The sequence below is a fragment of the Nitrincola salilacus genome, assembly GCF_046271865.1.
GTDB lineage: Bacteria > Pseudomonadota > Gammaproteobacteria > Pseudomonadales > Balneatricaceae > Nitrincola > Nitrincola salilacus.
In genome coordinates this window covers 3,950,999-3,965,557 of record NZ_CP176580.1, presented here as the reverse complement: position 1 = coordinate 3,965,557, position 14,559 = coordinate 3,950,999, and the positions used below count along the sequence as shown (strand labels likewise).

8 protein-coding genes and 1 pseudogene are annotated in these 14,559 nt (G+C 52.7%); 3 read left to right on the top strand and 6 right to left on the bottom strand.

The genetic code is table 11. The annotated features are described in order from the left end of the window. Window position 1: 1 nt before the first annotated feature. On the bottom strand, window positions 2-1,060 hold the full coding sequence (locus ACK3CJ_RS18255; protein WP_409523632.1) for a hypothetical protein: 1,059 nt from the start codon (window positions 1,058-1,060) through the stop codon (window positions 2-4). Window positions 1,061-1,250: 190 nt separating this feature from the next. On the opposite strand from ACK3CJ_RS18255, the gene ACK3CJ_RS18250 reads away from it, so the two are divergent. Next, the gene (locus ACK3CJ_RS18250) at window positions 1,251-2,372 is read left to right on the top strand and encodes a 1-acyl-sn-glycerol-3-phosphate acyltransferase (protein ID WP_409523631.1); all 1,122 of its coding nucleotides are present in this window, start codon (window positions 1,251-1,253) and stop codon (window positions 2,370-2,372) included. Further along, window positions 2,369-3,109, top strand: coding sequence for a lysophospholipid acyltransferase family protein (locus ACK3CJ_RS18245; RefSeq protein ID WP_409523630.1), 741 nt, complete (start codon window positions 2,369-2,371; stop codon window positions 3,107-3,109). Before ACK3CJ_RS18250 ends, ACK3CJ_RS18245 begins: the two co-directional genes overlap by 4 nt. Before the next feature lie 75 nt (window positions 3,110-3,184). Here ACK3CJ_RS18245 and fabB read toward each other — a convergent pair whose 3' ends face one another. From fabB to ACK3CJ_RS18220, 5 genes and pseudogenes are all read right to left on the bottom strand, one after another. Then, window positions 3,185-4,402, bottom strand: a complete 1,218-nt coding sequence (gene fabB / locus ACK3CJ_RS18240; protein WP_409523629.1) for a beta-ketoacyl-ACP synthase I — start codon at window positions 4,400-4,402, stop codon at window positions 3,185-3,187. Between the two features lie 107 nt (window positions 4,403-4,509). After that, complete coding sequence (fabA, locus tag ACK3CJ_RS18235) at window positions 4,510-5,025, bottom strand: bifunctional 3-hydroxydecanoyl-ACP dehydratase/trans-2-decenoyl-ACP isomerase (RefSeq protein ID WP_409523628.1); 516 nt, start codon at window positions 5,023-5,025, stop codon at window positions 4,510-4,512. A gap of 195 nt (window positions 5,026-5,220) precedes the next feature. After that, the gene (ispB, locus tag ACK3CJ_RS18230) at window positions 5,221-6,189 is read right to left on the bottom strand and encodes an octaprenyl diphosphate synthase (RefSeq protein WP_409523627.1); all 969 of its coding nucleotides are present in this window, start codon (window positions 6,187-6,189) and stop codon (window positions 5,221-5,223) included. A gap of 168 nt (window positions 6,190-6,357) precedes the next feature. Continuing rightward, a complete protein-coding gene (locus ACK3CJ_RS18225; RefSeq protein ID WP_409526618.1) occupies window positions 6,358-6,687 on the bottom strand; it encodes a 4'-phosphopantetheinyl transferase family protein in 330 nt (109 codons plus the stop codon). A gap of 99 nt (window positions 6,688-6,786) precedes the next feature. Beyond that, window positions 6,787-6,939, bottom strand: a pseudogene (locus tag ACK3CJ_RS18220) (hypothetical protein); the annotation flags it as partial. 624 nt (window positions 6,940-7,563) lie between these two features. Here ACK3CJ_RS18220 and ACK3CJ_RS18215 point away from each other — a divergent pair. Then, entirely contained in the window at window positions 7,564-14,517 is a 6,954-nt protein-coding gene (locus tag ACK3CJ_RS18215) for an SDR family NAD(P)-dependent oxidoreductase (RefSeq protein ID WP_409523626.1), read from the top strand. Window positions 14,518-14,559: the final 42 nt, after the last annotated feature.

Here is a 14,559-nt window from a genome sequence, read left to right as displayed (position 1 = left end):
GCTACTGTTCCAACAGTTCAAGCCCGCGTGTCTGCCAGTTCAGTATTGCCGTGCGTCGGATCATTTTATCTGCCAGATCCGGGAACTGCTGAATAATTGTCTGGGCTGCAAAATCTGACAGAAATCTGGACTTGAGTGTAGCGCGTGCCTTGTCGACTCCCGGCTCATGGTAGGGGGTTGATGCCAGCAGCAGAAAGCCATCATCCGGCAATCTGCCCTGTGCCATATTGTTGCGAATGATCTGGGCGGCTGTCCCTATGGGTTCTGCCAGATTGGGGCTGTAGGGGCCGACGATCAGAGCAATATTCGGGACATGCAGGAAATCAAAGCCTCTGCCGACACAGATCACCCATTCCCTATGCTCTATATCAAGCGCTCTGGCGACCCCCTTCAGATCACTGACATGAGCATGGTTGCCGCGCAGCAAGGGCAGAAAGTCCTGGCGTACCTGCCTCGGCATGTCGGAAAACAGGCTCGCGACATGTCCGGCCAGCGCATCGCACTGCTCATGTGTGATATCGGCAATATCCAGTAGCTGATCGTCATTACCATGCACCACCAGCGCATCCAGATCGGTTTCAAAACCGCAGACAACCGGGTAAACGGTCTGGTGTTCATGTCCGAATATAGCCTCCACCTGAGCCTTGATCTCATAGGCGTGGTCTTTGGCGGCCTGCTTATCGCAATTAAATCCGGCGCAGCCGCGGGATTGTGCGCCACGGGAAAAGTGATAGGTGATCAGCAGTAACACTCTGCGCCCCTGGCTGACTGCGGCATGAACACTGTCGGCCAACATTTCGCCGAGATAGGGCCAGCCGAGGTTGAAAATGCCGCCGAGATTTCTGAAGGGGGTGATAATGCCGAGGGGTGTGCGGGTGGCATAGGGAATGTGGATGCGCCCATCCATGCATTTGAGAACGATCACATGCGTGGGATGCCGGGCGAGGTAGCGCTCTCTGGCAAGCATGGCTTCGGGGCTTGTGAACTGCTCTGAGTGGCGTTGACTGAGCTCCATCAGCCAGTCAATTCGCTGTGAAATCGATTGCATATGTACTGGCATGTATCCCCCTGGATTGGCTGTCGGCTGTCTGACAATATCGCTGAGCGGTACTCTATGGCAAGTTGTGCTCTCAGGGCGAGGTACAGAGCAAAAAGGGATAAGAGCCCTGCGGATTGATACTTTAACTGCATTTAGCCCCGGAAAAGGATAAAATACCGGCTTTTGTGCTCCGAGGCTAACAAGAAAAAGCATGAGTGAAGAGAATCTGACCGCCGACCCCTTTCAGGCGATTCGCCCTTATCGAGATGATGAGGTTGCTGCTGTATTGGCCGGGATGCTACGAGACAACGAGCTGATTGATGTGATTACCCACTATCAGTTCCCGCGCCTCCCGAAGTGGGCAAGACGCCTGTTGCGGCCTGTCATCCGCATAGCGCTGGCATCACGTGTCGGTGATGTGGAGTCGGTGCGTGACTTTCAGCTGATGATCGCTTCCTACATGAGTAAGATGATCGCGAGAAGCACGACGAAGCTCAGTGTTTCGGGTATCGAAAAGCTGGACCCTTCCGAGGCATATCTGTTTGTATCCAATCATCGTGATATCGCGATGGATCCCGCTTTTGTCAACTGGGCGCTCTACCAGTACAAGCTCAATACTGTGCGTATTGCCATAGGTGATAACCTGCTGCGTAAGCCTTATGTTTCGGATCTGATGCGATTGAACAAGAGTTTCATCGTGCGTCGATCCATCAAGGCACCGCGCGAGATGATGGCGGCGATGGTACAGCTCTCGGAATACATCGATCACAGTATCGTCACTGGCCACTCTGTCTGGATTGCGCAGCGCCAGGGGCGTTCCAAAGATGGTAATGACCGTACTGATCCAACCCTGATGAAAATGTTTTACATGTCGCACCGTAACAAGCGTAGCCTGTGTGACATGGTGGATCGCTTGAATATTGTGCCTGTCGCTATCTCCTATGAATATGATCCCTGTGATGCGGTCAAAGCGAGTGAGTTGGCTGCAATTGCCGAGCATGGCAGCTATGAGAAAGGGCAGTTCGAAGATATCGACAGTATCGTCAAGGGGATTACCGGACAGAAGGGGCATGTGCATGTTGCCTTTGGTGATGTGCTCAAAGGTGAGTTTGAAACACCGGATGCTCTGGCGAAGGAGATAGATCGGCAGATACATACCAGCTACTACCTGCATCCATCCAACCGCGCGGCGGCTGGTGAAGAGGTGTCACCGGAAGAAGCAAGACTGTTTGAGGAGCGCGTGGCTCAGGTTGAAGGTCAGGCCTGTGATTTCCTGAGAAAGATGTATGCTTATCCGGTTATCAACCGGCGTCAGGCAGAGGGGGAAGCATGAGGTCGGGTTTATTGCTGAAGCTGCGGGCAGTGTTGTTTGCACTGGGGTTCTATCCGGTCACTATTCTGTTTGCTCCTTTCTGTCTACTGCTGGGACCACTGCTCTCGTTCCGGCAGCGCTTTGCCTTCTTTACCATCATCAACTATTTCTACATCTTCTGGTTGCGGGTGACCTGTGGCTTGAAGGTAGAGGTCATCGGGCGGGAAAACCTTCCAAAGGAAGGAGCGTTTGTCGCAGTGGCAAATCATCAGAGTGAGTGGGAGACGCTCTACTTTCAACTGCTGGTTCGTCCCCAGGCGGTAGTTTTGAAACGTGAGCTGTTGAAGATACCGCTGTTTGGTTGGGCGCTGGGCATGTTGAGCCCTATTGCGCTGGATCGCTCGAAGCCGCGTGATGCGCTGAAACAGTTGCTGCAGCAGGGCAGTGAGCGTCTCAAGGACGGTACTCCTGTGCTGATCTTTCCTCAGGGGACGCGTGTTCCGGTAGGGAAGTTGGGTCGCTTTAATAAGGGTGGAACGATGCTGGCTGTCAGTAATGAGGTGCCGATCATCCCGATTGTGCATGATGCGGGACGTTACTGGCCGGGCAAATCCTTTATCAAGTATCCGGGTGTGGTCAAGGTACGTATCGGAAAGCCGGTAATGGTTGCAGATCGCCCGGTTGATGAGATACATGCCGAGGTGATTGGCTGGATTGAGCAGGAAATGAAGCTGCAGGAGTCAGGCGAGGAAGTCTGATCTGAGTGATCTGCCATGCGGCCTCTGGATCGAGTGCCGCATGGCAGGTTGGTGCTTTTATGGTTGGTGCTTTTATCAGCCGTTATACTTCTGGAAAATCAGTGTGGAGTTGGTGCCGCCGAAGCCGAAGCTGTTCGACATCACGCGTTCCAGTTTGACATTATCCAGGCGCTCGCGGGCAATCGGCATGCCTTCAGCTTCCGGATCCAGCTCTTCAATATTGGCAGATGCGCAGACAAAGTCATTTTCCTGCATCAGCAAGCAATAGATGGCTTCCTGGGCGCCTGTTGCACCCAGAGAGTGACCGGTCAGTGACTTGGTTGAGCTGACTGGTGGGAGTTTGTCTCCGAAGACTGCCTTCATCGCCTTCAGTTCTTGAATGTCACCTGCTGGTGTAGAGGTGCCGTGCGAGTTGATATAGTCGATCGGGCCATCAACTGTTGCCATCGCCTGCTGCATGCAGCGAATTGCGCCTTCGCCGGATGGGGCAACCATGTCGTATCCATCTGAGGTGGCGCCGTAGCCAACCAGCTCACCATAGATTTTCGCACCACGGGCCAGGGCGTGATCCAGATCTTCCAGTACCAGCATACCAGCGCCGCCGGCAATGACGAAACCATCACGGTTGGCATCATAAGCGCGGGAGGCTTTTTCAGGTGTCTCGTTATACTTGCTCGACAGAGCGCCCATCGCATCAAACATCACGCTCAGGGACCAGTGCAGCTCTTCGCCACCGCCGGCGAAGACGATGTCCTGCTTGCCCATCTGGATCTGCTCCATCGCATTGCCGATACAGTGTGCGCTGGTGGCGCAGGCAGACGTGATGGAGTAGTTGATGCCCTTGATCTTGAACGGGGTGGCAAGGCAGGCTGATACAGTGGAGCCCATAGTGCGTGTAACGCGGTAGGGGCCTACACGGCGTACGCCTTTGCTTCTGAGGATGTCGGCTGTTTCGACAATATCGGCAGAGGACGCGCCACCTGAGCCTGCGATCAGACCGGTGCGGACATTGGATACATCGCTTTCTTCCAGGCCTGAGTCTTCAATCGCCTGCTTCATCGCAAGGTAGGAGTAAGCGGCCGCATCGCCCATAAAGCGGAGTAACTTGCGATCGATCAGGCTCTCAAGATCCAGATCGATACTGCCGGCCACCTGGCTGCGAAAGCCCATCTCCTGATATTCAGGCTGAAATTTAATGCCGGACCGGCCCAGTTTCAGGGACTCCAGAACGGTTGCTTTATCAGTGCCCAGGCAGGACACAATTCCCATACCGGTGACTACGACGCGTCGCATGTGCAGTCTCTCTCTAATTCTTGTACTTACAGTGTACGTGTTTTGGTTATGTCCCGAGCATATGGCTCAGGACTCACATCTTGATTGTCAGCTTCTATATAGCTGAATCAGAAGCTGTCTGTCGAGGTGAACAGACCAACCCGCAGGTCCTTGGCGGTGTAAATCTCACGACCATCAACCTTCATGGTCGCATCAGCGATACCCATTACCAGTTTGCGCTCAATCACTCGCTTGAGCTGCACATGGTAGGTGACTTTTTTAGCGGTCGGCAGAACCTGTCCGGTGAACTTCACTTCACCGGCGCCCAGTGCGCGTCCGCGCCCTTTGTTGCCTTTCCAGCCCAGATAGAAGCCGACGATCTGCCACATGGCATCGAGGCCGAGGCAGCCGGGCATGACCGGGTCAGTCGGGAAGTGGCAGTCAAAGAACCAGAGATCGGGATGAATATCCAGCTCGGCAATGATTTCGCCCTTGCCGAATTCGCCCCCTGATTCGTTGATTTCCAGGATGCGGTCCATCATCAGCATATTGCCGACAGGGAGGCGGGCGTTGCCTGGGCCGAACATCTCGCCATGGCCGCATTTCAGAAGGTCTTCGCGTTCGAATGATGAAGGTCTAGTCATGTGAAGCTGTTTATCCAATGGCTATTTTTGTCAAATTTTGACCGGATTATACCGGTTCATCCAGACTGAAGCACGACTTGTGCCTCAGAAAGTATGAAGTTGACGTTTTTTGACTGATATTTAAAGGATATTTCGGAGGAGATGGCGGACCGAGCAGAGCTCGCTTTCCGCCTTGCTGATCTGGCTATTTATGCTTCAACTGTTGCGCGATACAGCAAGGTTGGCAATGTCGGTAAGCGTATCGCGAAAAGAAGATTCGGGCAGGCTTTCAAGCGCCGCAATGGCGAGTCTTGATTGTTCATGTGCCTGCTCTCGCGTGTAATCCAGGCCGCCGGTGCGCTGTACGATATCCAGTATCGGTTGCAGATCATCCAGGCCGCCGCTGCGAATGGCATTGCGTACCAGTTGGCAATCCTCTTCCGAGCCGATTTTCATGGCGTGGATCAGTGGTAGCGTGGTTTTGCCTTCAGCCAGATCATCGCCGGTATTCTTGCCCATTTCATCGGATGATGAAACATAATCCATCAGGTCATCGATCAACTGGAAGGCGATGCCCAGGTGTCGGCCATACAGACGCAGTGCTTCACGCTCAGTGGCTGAAGCGCCGGCCAGAATGGCACCACACTCGGATGCAGCTTCAAACAGCATGGCGGTCTTGCCCAGTATCACCTGCATGTAGGCATCTTCTGTGATGCCCGGGTTGCGCTGGTTAAGCAACTGAAGCACTTCGCCTTCTGCGATCACTGTAGTGGCGTTGGAGATAATGCGCATGATCTCCATGCTGCCGATATCAACCATCAACTGGAAAGCGCGCGAGTAGAGGAAGTCACCGACCAGCACGCTGGGCGCGTTGCCCCACTTGGCGTTGGCTGTGGCATTGCCGCGGCGCAGCTCAGAGTTGTCCACTACATCATCGTGCAGCAGCGTGGCAGTATGGATAAATTCAATCACTGCTGCCAACTCAATATGGTGCGTACCTTTATACTGACAGGCATTGGCGCTGAGCAGAACCAGTAATGGACGTAGTCGTTTACCGCCGCTCTCGACGATGTAATGCCCCATCTTTTCCACCAGAGGGACGTTAGATCCCAGGTGGTTTAGGATGAAGTCCGTTACGGCGTCAAACTGTGGCTCTATAATAGGGTTTAGCTGATGTGGCTGCATGAGTCGATGCTGGTAAGAACAGATTCGTTCCGAGCATGCTAGGGAGAAGGTTGGCCCCTGTCAAGAAAAGGGCTGTCTTATAATGCCGCGCAAGGCTGTCTGTGGGCTTTGCCCATAAATATTTTTTTGGTGTGGTTCTCATTCTGCAAGGGCATGCAGCAGATCAAGTCAATCCAGCAGCAGTGAGAGGATCTGGCCCGACTCGTCTAGGCTGAGTAGTTTCAGTGACTGGCCCCGACGATAGGTGTCGTGCAGATCCTGATTCAGAACAAAATGCAGTTGCCCATTTTCGACTTTGGTCAGGCTGACAGCATCGAAGCCGAAGTAGCTTCGTACATAGGGGTAAAGCCCCTTGAAAATGGCTTCCTTGGCGGAGAATACTCTAGTGACAAAGTCGGCCAGATCACCGTCCAACTCGGTCAGTAATCGTTGTTCCGACCTGGTCAGAATCTGGGCGGCAATACTGTCGGCGGTGGCTGTGTCCAAACGCGGTTCCAAATCAACTCCCAGTGCTCGGATGGCGGGATTGATGGTGCAGACACAAAGGGCTTGTTGTGCGGCATGAGTGATAGAACCGCGTACCCCCTCAGGCCATCGAGGGCTTCGGTGAGAGCCAACAGGTACCCAGCCTGACGCTAGACCCAGTTGTTGCAGGCAGGCCTGGGCACATAGTCGGCCTGCCTGGTACTCAGCTTGTCGCTTGGGAGCCGTGTTTTCAGTTAATCTGAGGGGTTCGGGTAACTGCAGCATCATTCTCTCAGTATAATGTGCCACAGAGAACTGACAGCGAAAACCGACCAGCCCTTGTGCATCAAAGGTCATAGGTTGCATGGAACGAATAAACCCCTCAGTCATGGCTGTCGTGCTTAGGTAGTTGAGCAAAGGTGCGCGCCACCCGTTGGCTGATATTTTCACCTCGCCCGTCGACGAATGTCTGTTGGCGGCATAACTTGCCCTGAACAGAATTAAACCTGATGCGTTGCTGAGTGTAATTTAGCTCCAATGTACAGACACTTAGCATCAACATTAACTGGTTCAGGCTGCGGATCCCTGACATGGCAATACTTCCTTGTGTTACAGATCTTATAGCAGCTTATGCAAAATGACCGGCTATCACAATAGTGCGAGCGATAGCGACAAACGTTGTGCAGGCTTGCATATTTGCCCTCTGCCACCTCTCCCGTCTCCTCTGGTAACACTGTATTGGAAAATTGTCAGCGTTAGTCAGTGTGTCGATAAATATCTATCTATACCAGTGAACAAAGGCCTTTGTGATGGATTTGGTAGCCGATAAACCCTGACTAATGTTCAAGAACAACTGACTCTGTAAGGGATTGTTCAGATTTTAACCAGGGAGGTTGTCATTCGGATAGGATGATTTCGAAATTTCGCAGACGGAAAGTGATGGTTGAGAGATGGATGCAGTCGTCATTCTGTTTATCAGGACAACTCAGCGAGGGACGCTATATGGAGACTCAGCGAAAAAGCTCACAAGCTATTGCCATTGTTGGTATGGCAAGTCATTTTCCAGACGCCAAGGATTTGTTTGAATTTTGGCGTAATGTATACGCACACAAAGATTCTGTCACTGACAATCTCGATTTTGAGGGTTATTGGCGCAAGGATGATTATTATCGGGAAAATTCCACAGATAAAGATATGACCTACGCCTATAAGGCTGGTTGGATCCCGCCCATCGACTTTGATCCGATGGAATTCAAACTCCCCCCCAATATGCTGGAATCTGTCTGTACTGCTCAGCTTTTTGCTCTGCATGTGGCCAAGCAGGCGCTACTGGATGCCAGGATAATTGGCGACAATCCCATTGCAGTGGATCGTAGCAAGGTTGGAGTGATTTTGGGCGGTGCTGGAAACGGCAACACCTCTTTCATGCTGGCGGCCCGCCAGCAAGTGCCTGTGATTCGGGAGATTTTCACCAATATGGGGCTTCCCGGGCCGGTCACGGAAGAGGCTATCCAGCGATTACTGGATCAGTATCTGGAGTGGAATGAAGACAGCTTTCCCGGTTTTCTCGGTAATGTGGCATGCGGGCGTATCAGCAGCTTCTATGATTTCGGTGGCACTTCCAATATGGTCGATGCAGCCTGCGCTAGCAGCCTGGCTGCGATTAAATCGGCCATCAGTGAATTGCATTCCGGTAGTTGCGACGCGGTCGTGACTGGCGGTGTCAACCTGGAAAACTCTATTTTCTCTTTCTTATGCTTCAGTCGCACGCCAGCCTTGTCTCCAACGAACTGCTGCCGCCCCTTTGATGCTAAATCTGATGGCATGATGCTAGGTGATGGTGTGGGCTTGCTGGTACTGAAACGGCTCGAAGATGCACAGCGGGATGGTGACAGGATCTATGCGGTGATCAAATCTGTTGAAGGCTCTAGTGATGGTAGAGCTAAGAGCATATTTGCGCCACGCATGGAGGGACAGGTGTTGGCCATTCAGCGAGCCTATGAAGCGGCAGGGGTCAATCCGGGTGACATCGAATTGGTGGAAGCTCACGGCACCGGAACTTTGTCTGGAGATCAGACCGAACTCAATAGCTTGCTGATGGCCTACGGTGGCCAGGGGCTGGACAACCAATCTGTCGCTATCGGTAGCATTAAATCCCAGATTGGCCACACACGATGCGCCGCTGGGGCTGCTTCGACGATCAAAACGGCTCTGGGTCTGCACCATAAAGTGTTACCCGCCACGATCAATGTTAACCAGCCGAATAAACTGTTGGCCGGTGGCAATACCCCCTTGTATGTCAACACCCTGAATCGGCCTTGGATTCGCAGCAATACGGCAGGTCCAAGGCGGGCTGCTCTCAGCGCTTTCGGTTTCGGCGGCACCAACTACCATATGGTGCTGGAAGAGTACCAACATGAGCAGACGGAGCCCTACAGACACAACAGTGTAGCGGATGTCGTGGTGTTGCAAGCAGATGATAGTCAGGCATTGCTGTCTGCAGTTCAGGGCTGGCAGTCGCAATTGTCAGGTGACGAAGCCGAAGAGGCTTATGCCAGGCTTGTCGCCCTGCGCCAGCCGACAGGCAAGCAGGAGTGCGTGAGATTGGGCTTTGCCGCAGAAGGGCCTGAACAGGCTCTGAGTATGCTGACTACTGCACTGGATAAGTTGGGTAATGACACCGGGAAGGTTTGGGAACATCCCCTCGGGATCTATTTTAATCCCGGTGTCAGTGATGCTTCTGCTCAGGGAAAGGTGGTGGCTCTGTTCCCTGGTCAGGGTTCGCAATATGTGAACATGGCACTACATGTTGCCAATGAGTTTCCGTCCATGCGAGAGGTGTTGGCCGATGCAGATCGTCTGCGTCAGGATGACGGGCTGGAACGGTTATCTCGGTTAGTATACCCGGCACCTGCATTTTCCGAACAGGCTACTTCCCAACAAGTAGTTGACCTGAAAAGTACCGATAATGCTCAGCCAGCCATTGGCGCCGTCAGTCTTGGTTATTACCGGATCCTTGAGGAAATGGGCTTTAAAGCTGATTTCGCTGCTGGCCATAGTTTCGGTGAACTGACTGCTCTGCATGTTGCCGGGGTGCTGGATAATGATAGCTTCCATCGTTTGGCTATGGCTCGGGGCAATTTGATGAAGATATTGCCGGACTCTGACCAGTCAGAGGATCGTGGCGCCATGCTGGCGGCTTCCCTCTCTCCTGAGCAGGCAGAACAATGCCTGCAGCAATTTGATGGCTTGAGTATCGCCAATATTAATTCCAACAGTCAGGTCGTGTTTGGTGGTGGCAGTCAGGTGGTCAGTGAAGCTCAAAAACACCTGCAGCAGCAACAGGTTCGCTGCGCCGTTCTGCCGGTTTCAGCCGCTTTTCATACCCGTTTTGTAGCACATGCCGCTGAGCCTTTTGCCGAGGTCCTGGCCAGTATGTCCCTGCATAAGCCAGGTATCCCGGTGTTTTCAAACGTAACGGCAAAACGGCATACCAATAGCGCAGCGAAAATCAGAGCGGCATTGACTGAACAGTTAACGAGCACGGTCCGGTTCAGGGATATGATTGAAAACATCTATGCTGCAGGGGGACGTTACTTCGTTGAAATGGGCCCCAAGGGAGTATTGGGCAAGTTGGTGTCCGATATCCTTGGTGACCGCGACTATCAGATTATCTGTCTTGATCCGGGCGAGAAGTCTCACGACGGCCAGCAGTTACGTAAGGCGTTCGCCAAGCTGGCTGTGCTGGGGGTTCTTCCGGAGCATCAGGACCTTTATCAGCTTCGGCCAAACCTAAAAGCCAAGAAGGAAAAACGCCTGACCTACAGAATGAATGGTGGCTATTTCTTCTTCGATGCCACCAAGGACAGGCGAAAGCGGGCCAAGCGCCTGGATACAACGTTAGTGGATGCATTTGTTGCGCAGAAAATTGCCCCGTTATTGTCATCCGATAACAGCATACCCGTCGAGCAAACAGAGCAAAGCAGGTCTGGCCAGGCCTATGCAGCAAATTCCCCAGCGTCCTGTTATGCAGTGGAAGAGACGGAACAAACCTATATTTACGAAGGACGAGAGGTCATCATGGCAACCCCGAAACAAGATAAAGCTGACAACCTGGCGCTTGGCACAGTATGTGAGCAGATCCGTGCCCAACAGTTAACAAGTGAAGTGCACCAGCAATTCCAGCAGAACCAAAAGGATTACATCCAGTTTCTCGATTCATTGCTCGACAAGCAGTTCAATCTGTTCGACAAGCATCAGGGCAGCAGTCATTTTAGCGATATGATTGGCAGCCTTAATCAGAGCTTCACCCTGCTTGAGCAAAACCAGCGTAGCTATCACGATAATCACCAACGTTACTTTGTTAATCAGGAGCAGCTACTGTCATATAGAGGCTCAGGTAACGGAAGTTCCACTATGGGTTCGCCTCAGGACGCATTACAGACCCGGTCCCTGGCAGTGCAGCCCTCTGACTCCGCTGTTAATGGCAACGTTAATGATCATTCTAAGGGTGTCAACGAATATACCACGGGCAATGGGGTTGCTTCTGAGCCGACATCATCGATGCCCACAAGCCAAGGCAGCGTTGCTGAAACTCAGCGAAATGGCCTCAGTGGTCAGGGGCAGGCTGCCCGCAATAACGGAGTAACGAACGCTAGTGGGCAGGGTTCGGAGCCAGCCAAGCCAACGGTCGCTGCTGGTGGCACATCGAGCGAGTTAAGCGAGTCCGATCACTTGGCTCTTGAGCAACTGCGCAAGGTCAGCACTGAGAGTCTGGCCGTTGAGCTGGTGAAAATCATCAGTGATAAAACCGGTTATCCTGAAGATATGATTGGCGGCGACATGGATCTGGAGGCCGATTTGGGGATCGACTCCATTAAACGAATCGAGATTATCGGTGCCATGTTCAAATCCTTCGAGTCTGACTTCAACTTGATGGAAAGTGCAGAAGATTACGCCGAAATGGAAACCTTTGATGTTGAACAGTTCAGTTCTATCAACAAACTGGTTTCCTTTCTGCAGGAGCAAATCCAGCAGATGATTCAAAACCTGGAGCAGGGAGGCAGTCTCACCGAAGCCTTGGGTGCTTCGACTGGAGAGGTGCGCAACGAGGCGTCACAGGTTCAGCGTGCGTCTTACGCCGACATGGCGATGAATGGAGAGGATACGCAACGCTGTGAGGTGGCAGAAAGTGCTGAACTGGTCAATCAGGACGTGGCTGATGTGATGTCCTCCATTGGCTTTGTTGCTTCATCTGCGGATATGGACGGAGCAACCCACCACCCAAAGTCTGAACCCGCAATCTCAGCGCCACTAGTCAGCGCTGAGCCTGCGGGTGCCAACATCATCCTACCGGGAGTTGTTCAGGACAAAGGGCCGGTAACGCCGGAAAATGTAATGAGCACGGCGCCAAACCGCTTTGAAGTAGGTTTGCGCCAATTGCCCTTACCGGATCAGCAGTCAGTAGATCTACCGGACGGCTTTATCTGGCTGGTGGCGGATGCTGGACACACAGCAGCGGCTGCGCTGTTAGATAAATTAGCAGAGAAGGCGCAGCGGACGGTACACCTGCAACTGACAGGTAAAACCACTAAGACGTCGCATCCGAGTTATCAATTGACCGAGCGGGATGAAGATAATCTGCAAATTCGGCTGGCGCAAATACGGGCTCAGCAGGGGAAAATTGGCGGCTTGATCTATCTTCAGGAAGCCGGAGCTGACGCCAAGGGAATACGCAACTGCTTTGCGGCCAAGGACTATGCCATGCAGCAGCAGCTTTTCATGTTGACCAAGCATGTACAGGCCGACCTTCTGGACTGTGCGGCACAAGGACGGGCGAGTCTACTGGTGGCTGGTCAATTGGACGGTCAGTTAGGGTTTGGCGGGAAACGGGGATATCCTCTGGTATCCGCTGGTGTTACAGGCCTGGTCAAATCCCTCCATCACGAATGGCCAGACGTGAGATGTCGGTATGTGGATCTACAGCCGAAAATGGATCAAGACCAGGCTGCAGAAATTCTGTGGCAGGAGTTGCATGATGCTGATTCACAGTTGTTGGAAGTAGGGCGTGATGCTCACGGACAACGGTTTACTCCAGGTCTGACGAAAGCACCACTGGACATGCAAAAAAGCCCACCGCTTGGCAAGGACGATCTGGTGTTGGTATCAGGTGGTGCCAGAGGGATTACCGCGACTTGCGTGCTCGAGCTGGCTAGGCAAAGTGGTGCGTCATTCCTGCTATTGGGGCGTACCGATATCGAAGCTGCGTGGCCTGAGTGGGCGGAAGCCTGTAATGACATGGCCAGTCTGCGCACTGCCGCTATCGAAGCGGTTAAGAAGCAGGGGCAGCAACCCACTCCTGTCAAGATTGACAGAATGCTTGGTCCCCTTTTACAGGTAGAAGAAGTCAGGCAGACGCTGCAACAGTTACACGAGCTTGGCTGTAATGCCAGCTATATGGCGGTAGATATCCTCGACCCAAATAAGCTCAAGACTGCATTGGCTGACGTTCATCAACGTATGGGTAAGGTTACCGCTGTGGTGCATGGCGCTGGCAATCTGGCCGACAAGAAGCTGGATAAGAAGACGGCTGGGGACTTTGAGTCGGTATTTGCGACCAAAGTCAGGGGGTTGGAAAACCTGATCAAAGCGTTGCCGCCAACCGGCATTAAACAAATTTACCTGTTTTCCTCGGTGTCTGGCTTTTTCGGCAATGCGGGCCAGACTGACTATGCCATGGCCAATGAAGTACTGAGTAAATTCGCCCACAACTGGCGTTTCTACTATCCCCAGAGCCGGGTTTGTGCGATTAACTGGGGTCCATGGGACAGTGGTATGGTCAGCGATACCCTGAAAAGGGCCTACCAAGAGCGTGGTATCAGTATCATCGCAACAGAAGACGGCGCTGAACGTTTTGTCCGGGAATTGTCAGCAGATTGTATTCAGGTTCTGATCGGCAACGATAGCTACCAGCATCCCAAGAATACGCTACTGAATGATAACTGCCATGTGTCTACGCGCCGCCTGAATATTGTTGAGCAAGATGTTTTGTCAGACCACAGGATTGATGGTAAGGCGGTATTGCCTGCGACCTTCGCCATGACATGGCTGATTCAGGCTGCAACCCGGGTGGTGCCTGATTTACATCTGTTGGCTTTGGAAGATTTTCAGGTGCTTAAAGGTGTCGTGCTGGAGGGGCAGCAAGAGCATGAATTTGAAACCAGGGTGACCCCTGACACCAAAATGCAGCCTGACAGTGAGGTGCTCTTCAATGTTGAGGTTGGCAGTGTTGAACCCCAGGGCTGGCAACCCAGGTATAAAGGACGGGTACGCTTTTGCACACAGGTGCCGAAAGTGCCGATTCGCAGCGTAGCGGGCTTTGAAGCGCAGTCTCATCCTGACAAGCTAGCTGACAGGCCTTTGTATGCCGAACAGAACAAATCCGGTTGGTTGTTTCATGGTCCCCGTCTGCAAGGTATGCAGAAATTGCTCTCGTGCGATGCTCAAGGGATTAGGGCACTGGTGTCCATGACGGAGCCTGCCGACCTGACGACGGAAATCTTTGCCCAGAGTCCGGTGAATCCCTATCTGTCCGACGTGTTCCTGCAAGCTCCATATCTGTGGCTGCTGTTGGAAACCGATGCCGCTGGCTTGCCTATGGCTGTTGGTCAATATCAACAGTTTGCACAACCGACCTTTGGTCAGCCTTTGTTGGTAGACGCCCGTTGCAAGGATTGCTCTTCTGGTCAGGTGTTTTGGGATCTTGATGTAACTGACGAACAGGGGCAATTGCTGGCGAGCTTTTCGGACTTGATGTTTACCCATTCTAAGTCGTTACGTAGCAAGCTTCTGTCCGAGCTTTAGTCGGGCAGCCTTTAAGTATAAGGATTAATGGATATAAGGATG

What these genes read in the sequence shown, in the direction of transcription:
- fabA (WP_409523628.1), bottom strand. Translation starts at nt 5,025, where the DNA reads ATGACTAGACCTTCATCATTCGAACGCGAAGACCTTCTGAAATGCGGC.
- ACK3CJ_RS18255 (WP_409523632.1), bottom strand. Translation starts at nt 1,060, where the DNA reads ATGCCAGTACATATGCAATCGATTTCACAGCGAATTGACTGGCTGATG.
- ACK3CJ_RS18215 (WP_409523626.1), top strand. Translation starts at nt 7,564, where the DNA reads ATGATTTCGAAATTTCGCAGACGGAAAGTGATGGTTGAGAGATGGATG.
- ACK3CJ_RS18245 (WP_409523630.1), top strand. Translation starts at nt 2,369, where the DNA reads ATGAGGTCGGGTTTATTGCTGAAGCTGCGGGCAGTGTTGTTTGCACTG.
- ispB (WP_409523627.1), bottom strand. Translation starts at nt 6,189, where the DNA reads ATGCAGCCACATCAGCTAAACCCTATTATAGAGCCACAGTTTGACGCC.
- fabB (WP_409523629.1), bottom strand. Translation starts at nt 4,402, where the DNA reads ATGCGACGCGTCGTAGTCACCGGTATGGGAATTGTGTCCTGCCTGGGC.
- ACK3CJ_RS18250 (WP_409523631.1), top strand. Translation starts at nt 1,251, where the DNA reads ATGAGTGAAGAGAATCTGACCGCCGACCCCTTTCAGGCGATTCGCCCT.